This is a genomic window from Saccharopolyspora sp. 6M (genome assembly GCF_020176775.1).
GTDB classification, from domain to species: Bacteria; Actinomycetota; Actinomycetes; order Mycobacteriales; family Pseudonocardiaceae; genus Saccharopolyspora_C; species Saccharopolyspora_C gregorii.
Map to the genome: position 1 here is coordinate 12,425 of NZ_JAIUJZ010000137.1, position 15,516 is coordinate 27,940.

The 15,516-nt window shown below is 74.8% G+C and carries 9 protein-coding genes and 1 pseudogene; 6 read left to right on the forward strand and 4 right to left on the reverse strand.

Annotation, left to right across the window (positions count from 1 at the left end; genetic code table 11):
- The 4 genes from LCD31_RS18430 to LCD31_RS18445 all read right to left on the reverse strand — a co-directional run bounded on the left by LCD31_RS18430 (position 1) and on the right by LCD31_RS18445 (position 6,545).
- Complete coding sequence (locus LCD31_RS18430) at positions 1-1,962, reverse strand: ATP-binding protein (RefSeq protein ID WP_224959765.1); 1,962 nt, start codon at positions 1,960-1,962, stop codon at positions 1-3.
- Positions 1,959-2,651 (reverse strand): DUF4255 domain-containing protein, encoded by a 693-nt coding sequence (locus LCD31_RS18435; RefSeq protein ID WP_224959766.1) that lies wholly within the window; start codon positions 2,649-2,651, stop codon positions 1,959-1,961. The genes LCD31_RS18430 and LCD31_RS18435 overlap by 4 nt, the downstream gene beginning before the upstream one ends.
- An 82-nt stretch (positions 2,652-2,733) precedes the next feature.
- The gene (locus tag LCD31_RS18440; protein ID WP_224959767.1) at positions 2,734-5,799 is read right to left on the reverse strand and encodes a DUF11 domain-containing protein; all 3,066 of its coding nucleotides are present in this window, start codon (positions 5,797-5,799) and stop codon (positions 2,734-2,736) included.
- A 119-nt stretch (positions 5,800-5,918) separates the two neighbouring features.
- Positions 5,919-6,545, reverse strand: a complete 627-nt coding sequence (locus LCD31_RS18445; RefSeq protein WP_224959768.1) for a LuxR C-terminal-related transcriptional regulator — start codon at positions 6,543-6,545, stop codon at positions 5,919-5,921.
- Between the two features lie 138 nt (positions 6,546-6,683).
- Between LCD31_RS18445 and LCD31_RS18450 the strand changes: the two genes are divergently transcribed.
- The 6 genes and pseudogenes from LCD31_RS18450 to LCD31_RS18475 all read left to right on the forward strand — a co-directional run.
- Positions 6,684-8,009 carry a hydrolytic protein gene (locus tag LCD31_RS18450; RefSeq protein WP_224959769.1) on the forward strand — a complete coding sequence of 442 codons (1,326 nt, stop codon included), beginning with the start codon at positions 6,684-6,686 and terminating at the stop codon, positions 8,007-8,009.
- Positions 8,010-8,483: 474 nt separating this feature from the next.
- Positions 8,484-9,944 (forward strand): XRE family transcriptional regulator, encoded by a 1,461-nt coding sequence (locus LCD31_RS18455; protein WP_224959771.1) that lies wholly within the window; start codon positions 8,484-8,486, stop codon positions 9,942-9,944.
- Positions 9,945-10,047: 103 nt separating this feature from the next.
- On the forward strand, positions 10,048-10,953 hold the full coding sequence (locus tag LCD31_RS18460; protein WP_224959772.1) for a diacylglycerol kinase family protein: 906 nt from the start codon (positions 10,048-10,050) through the stop codon (positions 10,951-10,953).
- Between the two features lie 105 nt (positions 10,954-11,058).
- A complete protein-coding gene (locus tag LCD31_RS18465) occupies positions 11,059-14,169 on the forward strand; it encodes an RNA helicase (protein ID WP_224959774.1) in 3,111 nt (1,036 codons plus the stop codon).
- 777 nt (positions 14,170-14,946) lie between these two features.
- A complete protein-coding gene (locus LCD31_RS29610; RefSeq protein WP_224959777.1) occupies positions 14,947-15,255 on the forward strand; it encodes a DUF4333 domain-containing protein in 309 nt (102 codons plus the stop codon).
- A gap of 51 nt (positions 15,256-15,306) precedes the next feature.
- A pseudogene (locus LCD31_RS18475) lies at positions 15,307-15,516 on the forward strand (hypothetical protein); the annotation flags it as partial.

A 15,516-nucleotide genomic window follows, 5' to 3' on the forward strand; every position in this document is an offset into this window, starting at 1 on the left:
CTACTCGAACTCGGCGTCGAGGGCCAGCCTCCCGAGCTTGGCGTACTCCTGGCGGATGGCGGTGAGCAGATCGGCCGTCGTGACCGGGCGGCCGGCTTCGGCGGCGAGGTAGGCGGCGGTGACGGCGCAGGCCCGGATGGAGCCTCCGGCGAGTTCGAAGCGCTCGGCGCAGCGGTCCAGGTCGAGGTCGTCGGCGCGGGGGAGTTCGGCGCCGAGGGTGCGGTCCCAGAGGGCGCGGCGCTGCTCCGCTTCGGGCACGGGGAAGTCGGCGATGACGTCCAGCCGGCGGGTGAAGGCCTCGTCGAGGTTGGCGCGGAGGTTCGTGGTGAGCACCGCGATGCCGTCGAAGGACTCCATCCGCTGCAGCAGGTACGCCGATTCGACGTTGGCGTAGCGGTCGTGCGCGTCCTTCACCTGGGAGCGCTTGCCGAAGATCGCGTCCGCTTCGTCGAACAGCAGCACCCCGTTCACCCCGGCCGCTTCGGTGAAGATGCGCTCCAGGTTCTTCTCCGTCTCGCCCACGTACTTGTCGACCACCGTGGACAGATCGACCACGTAGAGCTCCATGCCGAGGTCGGCGGCGACCACTTCCGCGGACATCGTCTTGCCGGTGCCGGATTCACCGGCGAACAGCGCGACCACACCGCGCCCGCGACCGCCGCCGGGGCGCATCCGCCAGTCGCCGAGCACCCGGTCCCGGTGCCGGGCGCGCACCGACAGCTCCGCCAGCGCCCGCGTCGTCCGCTCGGGCAGCACCAGGTCCTCCCAGCTGACACCGGGTGTGATGCGGCGGGCCAGGCGTTCCAGCCCGGCGCCGTTCTGCGCGCGCACCCCGGCGCGCAGGTGGTCCGCGTCGAGCGGCCGCCCTTCGAAGCGGGCCAGGCGGGTCGCCACCGAGGCGGCCCGGCGCACCTGGTCGGCGCCGAGCCGGTACGCGCTCAACGGCTCGACGTCGACGTCCCCGGCGCCGGCCTCGGCGAGCGCGCGGTGCCACAGCGCGGCGCGGTCCGGTTCGGGCGAGGTCAGCGACAGCGGTGCCTGCCGCGCCCAGGCCGGGTCCCAGCCGCCGGAACCGTGCAGCAGCAGCGGAATCCGCGCCGACTCGTCCAGCAGCCGCCGCAGGAGGCGCGCGGATTCGGGGCGCGACGACGACTCCAGCGGCCCGAACACCAGGCCCGCTCGCCGCAGCCGCGCCTCCCGCACCAGCTCCGCCACCGGGGGTTCCGCTTCGGCGTCCAGCGCCGCCGCGTCCAGCACCAGCGCCGCGCGCCCGCTCACCGCCAACGCGTCCACCGCCTGCTGCTCGGCGCCCGCCGCACCGCGCAGGTGGACCGCGCCGATTCCCGCGTCCAGGCCGGTGGCCAGGCGCTTCACCAGTTCCGCCGGTTCCGCGACCGGCTCGTCCACCACCCGCGCCAGGCCGCGCACCGCCGGGTCCGGCTCGTCCCCGCCGAGCAGGTGCGCCACCACCCGGTCCGGCACCCGCAGCGTCCTGGTCAGCAGCGGTCGCTCCGGCTCCTGCACCTCCAGCAGACCGCCCGCCACCAGCGGCGCCTCCGGGGCGAAGCGGAACCGGCCCGCGCCCGCCGTCGGCATCCCGCACAGCTCCAGCACCATGCCGGGCGTCGCCCGCCGCCGCGTCACGTCGTCGTTGAGGTAGCCGTAGAGCCGCTCGAACCGGGCGTCCAGCTCGGGGGCCAGCGCGATCAGCAGGAACTCCACGTCCCACGCGTCCAAGCCGAAATCCGCGGCCAGCCGCGCCAGCCGCGCGCCCGGTTCGGCGACCTCGCCCGGTTCCGCGGACCAGGACGCCGACGGGGATTCCAGCACCCGCCGCACCATCTCCTCGGTGAGGTACAGGCCGCGGTACGGGTCGTCGCGGTCCGGATCGGCGCGGGCGTCCAGCGCGAGCCGCACCCGGTGCTCCACCGCGCGCAGCCGCTCCCACAGCTCGCCGCTCACAACGGGCCCCGCAGCCGGCGGCGGCCCTGCGGGCGCGGCTTCGGCGAGGAGAACCCGTCGCCCTCGGCTGCGGTCCCGTCGTAGCGCAGGTGCCGCTGCTCGTCGGCGGGCCCCTCCGGGAACGACGCCCGGCCGCGCAGCGCTACGCCCTCCGTGACCGGCGGGCCGACCGGGCGCAGCACGCCCGCCAGCGGCGCGGTCACCCGCAGCGGGATCGACGGTTTCAGCTCACCGCCCAACGCCGACCACACGTCCGTCGGCGACCGGTTCTCCGCCAGCTCCCCGCCCGTCTCCAACGACACCTCCAACCCGAGCTCGCCCAGCGAACCCGTGCGCCACCGCGGATCCAGCGCCTCGTACCGGATGAGGCCGCGCAGCGCCTGCGCCAGCAGCCGGTGCTCGTCCTGCGGACGGTTCGTCCACGCCGTCACCAGGTAGGACAGCTGGAACCAGCGCGGCGGGTCGAAGCGGCCGACGACCTCGCCGGACTCGTCGAACCGGTCCACCGCACCGGACCGGCGCAGCGCCGGCTCCTCCCGGAGGTCGTAGAGGAACACGTTCACCGTCGGGGCGTTGCGCTTCGCCGCCCAATCCGTGGTGGGCGGGTCGAACGCCAGCTCCACCCCCGAACCGGGCAGGCCCTCCTCGGCCAGCAGCAACCGCAGGCCCTCGTCGACTTCGTGGATCACTGCGCGCTCCTCGCGTTCCTGCGGCAGGCCGGGTCGGGTGGCGGCACCTCAGCGGCCTCGGCGCCGCGCCCGCACCGCTCGATCACCGCCGTCCCATCAGCGGCGGCGGGACCGCCGGGGCGACGACCAGGAACGGTTCCGGGACGTGGACCGGGCTGAAGCCCGCTCCGGTGGCGGTGATGTCGCGCGGGCCGAGCCGGTCCTTCGGCAAGATCAGCAGCTGCGCCGCGAACCTCCCGTCCGGGCCGGGGATCGTGGGCGCGGCGGCCGCGGTGATGCCCGGTGTCCAGTTCAGCCGCACCGGCACCCCCGGCGGGAAGTCGAAGCCGCGCACCGAGGTCACGAATCCCGGCTCGCCCACCTCGGGGACCGAGATGATCCGCGGTTGCAGCACCCGGTACGAGGTGCGCGCCACGTTGTCCGCCGGGGTCGTGTCGGTGCCGGTGGTGCGCAGCGTGCCGGTGATCTCGCCGTCCAGCGCCGCCTTCGGCGCCAGCACCAGCACCACCGGCCGTTCCGCGCCCGGCGGCAGGTCCGGCAGCAGGCATCGGCTCGCCGAGCACCCCGGCGGCAGCGCGGTCACCGGGATCCCCGGCGGTAGCGCCACGTCCAGCGTCAACCCGGTCGCGGGGGAGGGGCCTGCGTTGCGCACCGTGAACGTCACGTCGGTGCGGCCGCCCACGTAGGACGGGTTCGGGTCGGCCCGCACCGTCACCCCCGGGGCCGCGGGCGCCGGAGGCGGCGGAGGTGGTGGTGGCGCAGGCGGTTCCGGCGCGACGACCGGCACGATCGTGGTCGCGGTGTTGTCGGTGGGTCTGCTGTCCCGCATCCGGCTGCGCGCCTGCCAGCGGAGCCGCTGGTCGCCGCCGTCGACTCCGACGACGGTCGCGGTCACCCGCACCTGCTGGTCCGGTTCGAGCAGGCCGAGCTCGCACCGGCCGTCCTGCCCGCAGGTGCCCACCGTCGAGTCGATCCCGGTCAGCCGCGCCCCGTCCGGCACGGTGAGCTCGGCGGTCGCGCCGGGTGCGGCGGCCGGGCCGTTGTTGGTGATCTGCGCCGAGACCCGCACCTCGTCGCCCACGTCGATCTCGTCGGTGCGCTCCGGCGCGGACACGCTCACGTCGACCGTGGCCTGCCAGGTCGCTTCCTTCTGCCTGCCGGGGAAGCCCTGGGTGAGCGGGGTGATCCGGCCGGTCCGCATGTCCACCGCGGACAGGTGCTCGGGGGCGTTCACGCTCGCCCGCTCGGAGAACACCGCGCTGCTCCCGTCCGGGGACCAGCTGAGGTCGCGCGGCTGGAAGTGCTCGGGCGGGTCGTCGCCGTCGCCGGGCTTGTCGCGGCAGGAGTCCTCGGATTCCGGCAGCACCACCGAGCACGACTCGTCCTCGATCTCGTAGCGGTACAGCCCGTGCGGTTCCCGGTTGAACGCCAGGCTCGCGCCGTCGGGGGAGAACGCGGCGCTGTCGTCGACCACCAGCTCGGGGCAGTCGCAGAGCTCCTCGGTGACGTTGCGCTGCTGCTCCAGCTTCCCCACCTGGGCGAACCAGATGTGGTTGTAGCGCTGCTCCGCAGGCACGATCAGCTGCCCGCGGCTGAACGCGAGCCGTTCCCCGTCGGGGGAGAACACCGGCTGGGTGTCGTCCTCCGCCTGGTTCCGCGGCGGCACCCGGCCGAGGACCTCGCCGGTGGCCACCTCCACGATCACGATCCGGCTCTTGCCGCGGCCCTGATCGCCGGGCTGGCCGCCGGGGGAGCGGCGCGCCACCGCCAGCTTCGTGCCGTCCGGGGACCAGGCCGCGTCGGTCTCCCAGTCGTCCTGCCCGCGGTCCGCGATGGGCAGTTCCCGCCGGTTCGAGCCGTCCGCGTCCACCAGCTGGATGCGCTGCCGCCGATCCCCCTGCGGGCCGCTGAACGCGCTCACCGCGATCGTCGCGCCGTCGGGGGAGTAGGACTGCCGCTGCGTCCACGGGTCGTAGTCCGGGTCCGGTTCGAACAACTTGCTGGAATCCTCGGCGGCCGCCGGGTCCTCGTGCAGCACGTCCACGCCGAGGCTGCGCGGATCGCTGCCGTCCGGCCGGATGTCCTGCAGCTGGGCCACGTTGAAGCAGCACGCCGTCGTGCGCGCCACCAGCAGCCGGCCGCCGGGCAGCAGCGCGGGCGAGTCGACCTCCCGCACCTCGTCGAGCATCAGCACCGGGGTGTTCGTGGTCGGTGCCGTCGGGACGTCCACCCGGTACACGTAGTTCGTGGTGAACCGCCCGCTCGGCAGGTCGTGGCTCAGGAACAGCAGGCACTCGCCGTCCGCCCGCCACACCGGCCAGAAGCTCGTCCACGAGGCCCGGTCGCCGCCGAGCAGCGCGTCCCCGGTGGTCTGTCCCGGGCTCGACAGCACCCGAACCTGCTGGTCGTAGCTGTCCGCGAGGTTCCCGTCCGGGTCGAAGGTGTAGGCGATCCGGTCCTCGTCCACCGGGTTCCACGCGGGCTGCACCGCGGCCCCGCTCGGCTCCCGGGTGCGCTGCTGCGCGAACGCGCCGGTGACCTCGCGGGTGTAGATCTGCCAGCGCCCGGTCGCGTCGCCCGCGAACGCGATCCGCTCCCCGTCCGGGGAGAACGACGGCCAGGTCTCGTTCGACGCGGACGTGGTGAGCCGGGTCAGCTGCGTGCCGTCGGTGCGCACCCGCCACAGGTCCCGCTGCGTCCGCTGCCCGCCCGCGGGCTCCGCCGAGTCGAACACCACCCACCGGCCGTCCGGGGACAGCTTCGGGTGCGCGGCGTCGCGGCCCTCGGTCAACCGGCGCACCGAACCGGAACCGTCGCGCAGGTACACCTGCGCGGTGGCCTCGTCGCGGAGGCTGGTGAACACCACCAGGTCGCCGCGGGTCGCCGGGTCCTCGTCGAAGTGCGCGGGCCGCTCGTCCAGCAGCGGTTCCGAGGTCTTCCCGTCCGCGGACCCGGAGGTGTCGTCGACGAGGCCGATGCTGCGGTGCCCCGGCCCGGAGAACGCGATGCGGCCCGCCGGCGGATCCTGCGGTTCCTGCTGCGCCGTCGCGGGCGGCAACCAGATCAGCCCGCACAGCACCACGAGCACGCCGAACAGGGCGCCCCCGACGCGCACCCGCCCGCGCCGGAACGCGCCCGACACCTGCATTCCCCACCTCCGAGCTCGGAACCCCGTCCGATCCTGTCCGCAGCCGGGGGCACCCGGGAGGTCCGCTCAGGCACCGGGGCGGGAAGCCCGCAGGGGACTTTCGGGCAACGCGAGGGGAATCAGATCAACCCCTGCCGCATCACGTGGCCGACCGCGTGCGCCCGGTTGCGCAGCTGCAGGCGGGTGGTGACCTCGTGCAGGATGTTCTTCACCGTGCGCTCCGAGTACGACATCTTCCCCGCGATCTCCCCGGTGTCGAAGCCCTCCGAGATCAACCGCAGCACCTCCACCTCCCGCGCCGTCAGCGTCGACAGGTTGAAGCCCTGCGCGTCGGCGGAACTGCGCTGCAACCGGCCCACGTGGTCCAGCAGCCGGGAGAGCATGTCGCCGGGCAGCACGCTCTCCCCGCGCACCAGGGCGGTGATCAGCCCGACGACCCGGTCCTGCTCGGCCTCCGCCCGCCGCAGCACCGCCGACACCCCGCACTCGATGACGATGCGCAGCGCGTTCTGCCCGAACTCGCCGACGATGAGGCCGGTGCGGGTGCTCGGCGTCCGCTGCAACCGCCGCAGCAGCAGCACCGCCTCGTCGTCCACCCGGTCCACCACGACCAGCGACACCTGCGCCTTCTCGTGCTCGTCGAGCTTCAGCACGTCCACCTCGGGACGCGGGCGCAGCTGCGCGGTCACGCCCGCGTGCAGCAGCGGGTCGCCCGCGTGCACCGCGACGGGCACTCTCGTGGTCATGTCCGCTCTCTCCTCACCTCGTGGGTCGTGGCCGGGAGGTCCGGGCAGTCGGGTTGCGTCGGTGCGGGCAGCCGCCCTGCCCGCCCGCTGCCCCCGAGGCCCTGCCGCGGACGGCCGGGGGCACCTAGCTTTCGTCGGGTGAGCACCTCAGCTGTGTGGGAGAACGAGACGATCGTGGTCGCCCCGGGCGGGGAGGCCACCGCGACCCTGACCGTGCACAACGGCACCGACATCGTGGAGGCCTACGAGTTCGAGGTCGTCGGTCGCTGCTCGCCGTGGACCGTCGTCGAACCGGCGCGGCTCTCGCTCTACCCGGGGACGCGGGGCAGCGTGACGCTGGTGCTGCGCCCGCCGAGGTCTCCCGAGGTGCCCGCCGGGGACGTACCGCTGGCGGTGCGGGTCACCCCGGTGGAACGGCCCGAGCTGGTGGCGGTGCCCGAGGCGACCGTGCACGTCGAACCGTTCCAGCAGCTGCGCGCGTGGCTGGCGCCGCAACGCCGCCGGGCCTGGCGCACCGGCCGCTTCCACGTGGTGCTGCACAACCAGGGCAACACGCCGATCGACGTGCCGCTGGAACCGGGGGACGCCGCCGAGGAACTCCGGTTCCGGCTGGAGGAATCTCGGCCCCGGGTCGAACCGGACGAGCAGGTGGAGGTGCGGCTGCGGGCGCGCGCCGCGAAGCTGATCTGGTTCGGTGCCCCGGTGCGCACGCCGTTCGTGGTCACCGCCTCGCCGGTCGCGGTCCACGACGCGGTGACGGCGCCCGCGGGTGCCGGTGCGTTTCCGGCGACGGGGTTCGAGGCGTACCCGGAGCAGCTGGACGGGGAGCTGCACCAGCTGCCGATCCTGCCGAAGTGGCTGCTGGCGTTGCTGGCGCTGCTGCTGGCGCTGCTGATCGCCTGGTTCGCGCTGCTGAAGCCGACGCTGGAGTCCGCGGCGAAGGAGGCCGCGGAAGAGCGGGCGCAGGAGATGGCGCGCAACGGCGAACTCGCCCCCGCTCCGCAGCCGCAGCCCGAACCGCCGCCCCCGGCGGAGGAACCGGGCGGGGACCAGCAGGACCGACCGCCCGGAACCGTTCCGCCCGGGAGCAACACCGTGCCGGGCGGCGGGCAGTTCTCCACGACCATTCGAGTGGCCACGAATGGCGGAGAGGCCGGTGCCCAGCCCTACATCGTCCCGGAGGGGAAGGTGTTCTACATCACCGACTTGGTGCTGGCGAACTCCCAGGGCGATGAAGGAGTGCTCACCATTTGGTTCGGCGGTCGCATGGTCACCACGATCGCGCTGGAAACGTTCCGGAACCAGGACTACCACTGGGTCACGCCCATCGAAGTCCCCGCGGGTGGACGCGTCGTCGGCGAGGTGAATTGCGCCCTGCCCGGAACTCCGCCGTCGGGGCAGCGCGCGCCGCGGTGCGTGGAGGTGCTCAACGTCAGCGGGGTGCTGCGGGATCTGCCGCGGTGACCCGGTGTTCCCGGATCCCGTCCGTCCGGAGCACCTCGGCCGCGGGGCGCTCCGGCGGCCCGCTCGGTACCCCGACATGCGCACCCCTCCCCGAATCGATCCCACGCCGCCCGATCGGCGTCCCCTGATCCAGCGAAGCACGAAATGCCGAACCCGGCCAGGAAGATCCACAGGAAGAACGGGCGCGCGCATTTCTTCCGGCCCGGAACCCGTGCTCGGCTGATCGAGTGCATTTCCGCTGCCATTCGGGTGCGTCCGTTCGAGCAGTGGGAATGCATCCGGTGACGGCGAGATCACCGGGCCGGGGAATGGCGCGATCGCGGACGTTGTGCCGTGCGAAGCATCTCCGGATAATGGTGTCCGGAGATCATCGGGGGCTCGGGGAGAACGTCGGTACCGCAGCGTGGCGGCCTGAATTCCGGCGCGGTACGCCGGCGGACCCGGCCCGCCGCTGCGGGAGAAGTGGTGGGGTACATGGCGCAGGTCGGTCCCGGCGACACCCCGCACCCCGGTTTCGGGACCGCGCTCCGGCGGCGCCGCGCCCGTGCCGGCCTCACCCAGGAGGAACTGGCCCGGCGCACCGGCATCAGCGCCCGCGCCATCGGCGACATGGAACGCGGACGGGTGGCCCGCCCGCAGGCCCGGACGCTGCGTTCGCTGGCCGCGGCCCTCGCCACCGACGAGGGGGAGCTGCGGAACCTGTTGCCGCGCCCCGGGATCGGAACGCCGGAGGCCGCACCGGCTCCGCCGGACCCGGGCTGGGGCGGGATGCTGTGCGCGCTGCCGCCCGAGATCGCCGACCTCACCGGCCGCGAGCAGGCGGCCGCCGAGCTGCGGACCGTGGCCGCAGCGGAGCGCCGCCCCCGCAGCGCCCCCGTCGTGGCCGTCACCGGTCCGCCCGGAGTCGGCAAGTCCACCTTCCTGGTGCACACCGCGCACCGGCTCGCCGAGCACTACCCGGACGGCTGCCTCTTCCTGCCGATGCACCGGTACGGGCGGGTGCGCCCGGAGCACGCGCTCGGGGTGGTGCTGCGCGCGCTCGGCGTCGCCGAGAACCGGCTGCCGCCCGGCGCCGACGCGCGCTCCAGCCTGTACCGCTCGCTGTTGCAGGGCCGCCGGGTGCTGCTGGTCCTCGACGACGTCACCGACGAGGCGCAGGTGCGGCCGCTGCTGCCCAGCGACCCGGACTGCCTGCTGCTCGTCGCCGGGCGCGGCGGGCTGGCCGGGTTGGAATCGGTGGCGCGGATCCCGCTGGACGTGCTAGCCCCGGCCGATTCGGTGCGGCTGCTCGGCGCCATCGCCGGGGACGAGCGGATGAGCCGCGAGCCGTCGGCGGCCGTGGCGCTGGCCGAGCTGTGCGGGCACCTGCCGCTGGCGCTGCGGATCGCGGGCAACCGGCTCGCCGGGCGCCCCACCTGGCTGGTGTCCGACCTGCTGCGGCGGCTGGCGGACCGGCGCGGGCGGCTCGACGCGCTCACCGCGGGCGACCTGGCGGTGCGGCCGGTGCTCGCGGCGGTCCACCGGCGGTGCGGTGAGCTCGCCCGGACCGTGTTCCGGCGGCTCGCGCTCGCCAGGGACGGGGAGATCACGGTGCGGCGGGCCGCGCTGCTCGCGGAGCTCGACGTCGACTCCGTCGAACGGGCGCTGGAGGAACTGGTGGACCTCGGCCTGCTGGACTGCGTCGCGGGCGGCGGGCGCTACGCCCTGCCCGAACTGCCGCGGCTGTTCGCCGAGGAACGGCTCCGCGCGGAGGAACCGGGCCGGGAGGAGGCGGTGCGGGCGGCCGACCGCGCCTGCTCGGTCCCGCCGCGCCCTGCCGCGGGCCCCCGGCCGCAGCACCTCCCGCAGGTCGCGGGCCGCGAGCAGCGCCGCGTCGCGGAGCCCCCGCTGCTGGGAGCGCTGCGCCTGCCCGAGGGGTTCGTCCGGCCGGACTAGCCGGACTTCCGCACTAGCGGGACTTCCGCGCGAACGGCCGCTGACCGGGGGTTCCCGGTGGTGGCTGGTCACGCGACGGGGGCGTGGGCCACGATGTTGCCCCATGCGCACCGTGGTGTTGATCAATCCAGCTTCCGGCCGGGGCCGCGGCGCGGCCGTCGCCGCGCAGGCCGTCCGGCGGTTCCGCGTGGTCTCGGCGGTCCGCGTCGTGATCGCCGCCGACGCCGCCGAGTTCGCCACCGCCGCCCGCGCCGCGGTGGGCGACGACGTCGACGTGCTGGCCGTGGTCGGCGGGGACGGTGCCGCGCACGCCGCCGTGCAGGCCTGCGCCGGGGCGCGCACCGCGCTGGCGATCATCCCGGTGGGCACCGGCAACGACCTGGCCCGCGCGCTCGGCCTGCCCGCCGACCCGCTGGAGGCCGTGCGGGCCGCCACCGACGCCGTGCAGGGCGGGCACCGGCGGGCGCTGGACCTGGGCCGCGTGGTCGGCGGGCAGCGGTTCGCGACCGTGCTGTGCGCGGGGTTCGACGCCCAGGTCAACAGCAGGGTGAACCGCTCCCGGTTACCCATCGGGCGCGCCCGCTACGACGTGGCCGTGCTGCGCGAGCTCGCCCGGCTGCAGGCCATGCCGCTGCGGGTCGAAGCGGACAACGTGGTGCTCGACGTGGCCGCGACCTGCGTGGCCGTCGGCAACACGCCCTACTACGGCGGCGGGGTGCCGATCTGCCCCGGCGCGGACCCGACCGACGGCCTGTTCGACGTGACCGTCGTCGGGGAGGTGGGGCGTGCCGACCTGCTGCGGGTGCTGCCCGCGATCCGCACCGGCGAGCACGTCGAACACCCCGCGGTGCGCACGCTGCGGGCCCGCTCGGTGCGGCTCGGCGGCGGCAACGGCTGGACCGCGTTCGCCGACGGCGAACCGCAGGCCAGGCTGCCGGTGAGCCTGCGCTGCCAGCCCGCCGCGCTCCAGGTGCTCGCCCCGGCCGCTGCGAAGAGCGACGCGGCCTGAGCTGCCCGTTCACCTCGGGTGGCTGTGAGCCGTTCGCACTCCGACATGTCGCATCCGGATCGCTCGGGATCGGATGAGAAGAATCCCGGTTCGCCCCGTGACCCGGTGGCCGAGAACCCGGCCGCCGAGAACCCGCCCGCGGTGGAGCCCGGTTCCGCCGACGCGTCCCCCGGGAGCGCGGGCCCGCCGCGCCGCCACCGGACCCGGGGCGGCCGCCGCACCGGTGCGCAGGCCCAGGGCGACCGGCCCGCCGGTGCGCGGGACCGGGGCGACCGGTCCGCCGAGCGGAACCGGGAAGACGGGCCCGCCGACGAGCACGCCCGGGAGGACCGGCCCGCGGAAGCGCAGGATCGAGACGTCCCCACCGGCGAACCGGACCGGGACGGCCGCTCCGCCGCGGAAGGCGCTCGACGCCGTCCCACCGGCGAGCAGGCCCGCCGCGGCGCGGACGCGGACGACGCCCCCGCCTCGCCCGCCGAGTCCTACGCCGCGCACCGCCGCCGCAGCGCGCACCCGAAGTTCGCCGAGTTCGCCGGTTCGCTGAGCTTCGAGCTCGACGCGTTCCAGCGCACCTCCTGCCAGGCCCTCGAATCCGGCCACGGCGTGCTGGTCTGCGCGCCCACCGGCGCGGGCAAGACCGTGGTCGGCGAGTTCGCGGTGCACCTGGCGCTGTCCGAGGGCCGCCGCTGCTTCTACACCACCCCGATCAAGGCGCTGTCCAACCAGAAGTTCGCCGACCTCTGCGAGCGCTACGGCGAGGACGCGGTGGGCCTGCTCACCGGCGACACCTCCATCAACGGGGACGCGCAGGTCGTGGTGATGACCACCGAGGTGCTGCGCAACATGCTGTACGCGGGCTCGCGCGGCATCGACCAGCTCGGCTACGTGGTGATGGACGAGGTGCACTACCTCGCCGACCGGTTCCGCGGTGCCGTGTGGGAAGAGGTGATCCTGCACCTGCCGCAGCACGTGCAGCTGGCCAGCCTGTCGGCGACGGTCAGCAACGCCGAGGAGTTCGGCGAATGGCTCGTGGAGGTCCGCGGCGACACCACCGTCGTCGTCGACGAGCACCGGCCGGTGCCGCTGTGGCAGCACATGCAGGTCGGCTCCCGGATGTTCGACCTGTTCGGCGGCGAGACCTCGGAGCGGGAGCTGTCGCTGAACCCGCGGCTGCTGCGCCACACCCAGGAGCTGTCCCGGGTGCACTCGCCGTACGGCCGCGGCCGCGGCGGTCCCGGTGGCGGCAGGCGCAAGGGGCCCCGGCCGCCGCGGTTCTTCGCACCGTCGCGGGTGGAGGTCCTGGACAGCTTGAACTCGGCGGGCCTGCTGCCCGCCATCGTGTTCATCTTCAGCCGCGCGGGCTGCGACGCGGCCGTGAGCCAGTGCATGCGCGCGGGACTGCGGCTCACCGGCGAGCACGAGGTCGACGAGATCCGCGAGGTCATCGAGGAGCACACCAGCTCGCTGCCCGAGGCGGACCTGTCGGTCCTCGGCTACTGGGAGTGGCGCGACGCGCTGGAGCGCGGGATCGCCGCGCACCACGCCGGCCTGCTGCCCGCGTTCAAGGAGACGGTGGAGGAGCTGTTCGTCCGCGGCCTCGTCAAGGCCGTGTTCGCCACCGAGACGCTCGCCCTCGGCATCAACATGCCCGCCCGCACCGTGGTGCTGGAGCGGCTGGTCAAGTTCAACGGCGAATCGCACGTCGACCTCACGCCCGGCGAGTACACGCAGCTCACCGGGCGCGCGGGTCGCCGCGGCATCGACGTGGAGGGCCACGCCGTCGTGGTGTGGCAGCCGGGCGTGGACCCGAAGCAGGTCGCGGGGCTCGCCTCCACCCGCACCTACCCGCTGCGCTCCTCGTTCCGGCCCGGCTACAACATGGCCGTGAACCTGGTGCAGCGGGTGGGCCGGGACGCGGCGCGCGACCTGCTGGAGCAGTCGTTCGCGCAGTTCCAGGCGGACCGCTCGGTGGTCGGCATGTCGCGGCGGGTGGACCGCAACGCCGACGCCCTGGAGGGCTACGCGGAGTCGATGACCTGCCACCTCGGTGATTTCGCCGAGTACTTCTCGCTGCGCCGCCGCATCTCCGAGCGGGAGAAGGTGCTGGCCAGGCAGAACCGCGCGTCGAAGCGGGCCGAGGCGGCGAAGTCGCTGGAGAAGCTGCGCAAGGGCGACGTCATCCAGGTGCCCGCGGGCCGCCGCTCCGGGCTGGCCGTGGTGATCGACCCGGGCCTGGAGCCGATGGGGGAGCCGCGCCCGCTGGTGGTCACCGAGGACCGCTGGTCCGGCCGGTTGTCCGTCGCCGACTTCACCTCCCCGGTGGAGGCGCTGGGCCGGATGCGGCTGCCCAAGCACGTGGACACCCGGTCGCCGAAGTCGCGCCGCGACCTGGCCTCCAGCCTGCGGGACACCGGGATCTCGGTGGGCGGCGGGCGCGGCGGGCGCCGCTCCGACGTCGGGGACGACGCCGAACTGGCCAGCCTGCGCCGCGCGCTGAAGGCGCACCCGTGCCACGGCTGCGACGAGCGGGAGAAGCACGCCCGCTGGGCCGAGCGGTACGAGCGGCTGCGGTCCGAGACCGAGCACCTGCGGCGCAAGGTCTCCACCACCACGCATTCGCTGGCGCGCGCGTTCGACCGGATCATCGGCCTGCTCGCCGAACGGGACTACGTCACGCCGGACGACCCGGAGCAGCCGGTCACCGAGAACGGCAGGCGGCTCACCCGGCTCTACAGCGAATCAGACCTGCTGGCCGCGGAATGCCTGCGCGCCGGGATCTGGCGGTCCTTGCAGCCGGCGGAACTCGCGGCCGTGGTGTCCGCGCTGGTCTACGAGTCCCGCCGGGAGGGCGCGGTCTCGCCGCCGGTGCCGTCCGGGGCGGTCGCCGACGTGCTGGACAAGACCTGGGACGTGTGGGGCGAGCTGGAGGAGGACGAGCGCAGGCACAAGCTCGACCGCACCCGGGAACCCGACGCCGGGTTCGCGTGGCCGGTGTACCGGTGGGCGCGCGGCGAGTCGCTGGAGCGGGTGCTCACCGCCGCCGAATCCACCGGTCACGAGCTGTCCGCGGGCGACTTCGTGCGCTGGTGCCGCCAGGTGGTGGACCTGCTCGACCAGATCCGCGACGTCACCGGCAAGTCCGATCCGGTGGGTTCGGCGGCGGCGAAGGCCGTCACCGCGATCCGCCGCGGGGTGGTCGCCGCGGGCGCCGTGTGATCGGCCGCCGCGCCCGGATCGGTTGCGGCGGCGGCTGATCGCCGTCGGCCGCGCCCCCCGGCGGGGTCATGGCGCGATGGCGCGCTGTGATTGGATTCGGGGGTGCGGTGCGTCGGGGGTCGCGCGCCGCGCCGGAACTTTCAGCTTTCCCGGAGGTACTGGATGAGCGGCCCCAACGGCCCGTCCCAGCAGGGCGGTCGGCCGGCGCAAGGGCACCCCGGTTCCGCGGCCGGTGCCGGTCAGCGGACCAACCCGGGGCTGCCGGTTCCCGGGCGCCGTCCCGGGCGACCGGGCCAGGGCAGGACCGGCCAGGGCGGCGCGGAGCAGCAGGGCAGGGCGACGCAGCCGGGTCAGACCCAGCCGGGCCAAACCCAACCGGGTCAGACGCAGCCGGGTCAGACCCAACCCGGCCAAGTTCAGCCCGGCCAGACCCAGCCCGGCCAGACGCAGCAGACCCAGACCCGGCCGGGGCTTTCCCACCCGGGGCAGGCCCAGCCCGGTCACTCCCACCCCGGCCGGACCCAGCAGACCGGCCAGCACCCGCCGCGCCCGGACCAGCAATCCCGCCCGCGGCAAGGGGAATCCGGTGCGCAGCAACCGGGACCGGACCGCAGGACCGGCGCCGCGAACCCGGGGCAGCAGCCCCGCACCGGCGACGCCGGCGGGCGTCCGCGGGCCACCGGCGCGGAATCCACCCACCCGAACCTGCCGCCGATCGTCGTCGGCCCGCGCGGCCGCGGCTGCGCGCCGACGCCATCGCCGAGCACGAGGTCGAAGGTGCCGTGGGTGTTCGGCGGCGCGGTCCTGGTGACCGTCGCCGGGTCGCTGGCCGTCGTCGGCTTCGTGCACCCCGGCGTGCTGGTGCACGACCGCTTCGACCCGGAGAGCGTGCAGCAGGGCGTGGCGCAGACGCTGCGCGACTCCTACCACCTCGGCACCGTCGAATCGGTGAGCTGTCCGGCCGAGCAGCAGGTGGTGCCGGGCAACCGGTTCGACTGCCAGGTGACCCTCGGCGGCGGGACGAAGCCGGTGTCGGTGACCGTCCGGGACGCGAGCGGTACCTACGAGGTCGGCTACCCGCGGTAGGGAGCCGGGAATTCGCTCGACGCGCGGCCCGGCACTGGGCAGGATGCAGGCGTGACCGACGTCGACGTGCGGCCGCTGGCCGAATCCGAGTACCGCCCGAGCTTCGACCTGTTCCTGGCCTCGCTGCACGAACCGCAGCGCACCGGGGAGGCGCGGGGGCCGCGCGCTGCGCCCCCGGACGCGCCCGGCCGGGGGGTGGGCGCCGTGCACGCCGGCGCGCGCGCCCGGACCGCCCCGGCGCAGCCCCCGGCCCCGGCGGTT

Coding starts and splice junctions, on each gene's coding strand:
- LCD31_RS18460 (WP_224959772.1), top strand. CDS start 10,048: ATGCGCACCGTGGTGTTGATCAATCCAGCTTCCGGCCGGGGCCGCGGC.
- LCD31_RS18440 (WP_224959767.1), bottom strand. CDS start 5,799: ATGCAGGTGTCGGGCGCGTTCCGGCGCGGGCGGGTGCGCGTCGGGGGC.
- LCD31_RS18445 (WP_224959768.1), bottom strand. CDS start 6,545: ATGACCACGAGAGTGCCCGTCGCGGTGCACGCGGGCGACCCGCTGCTG.
- LCD31_RS18455 (WP_224959771.1), top strand. CDS start 8,484: ATGGCGCAGGTCGGTCCCGGCGACACCCCGCACCCCGGTTTCGGGACC.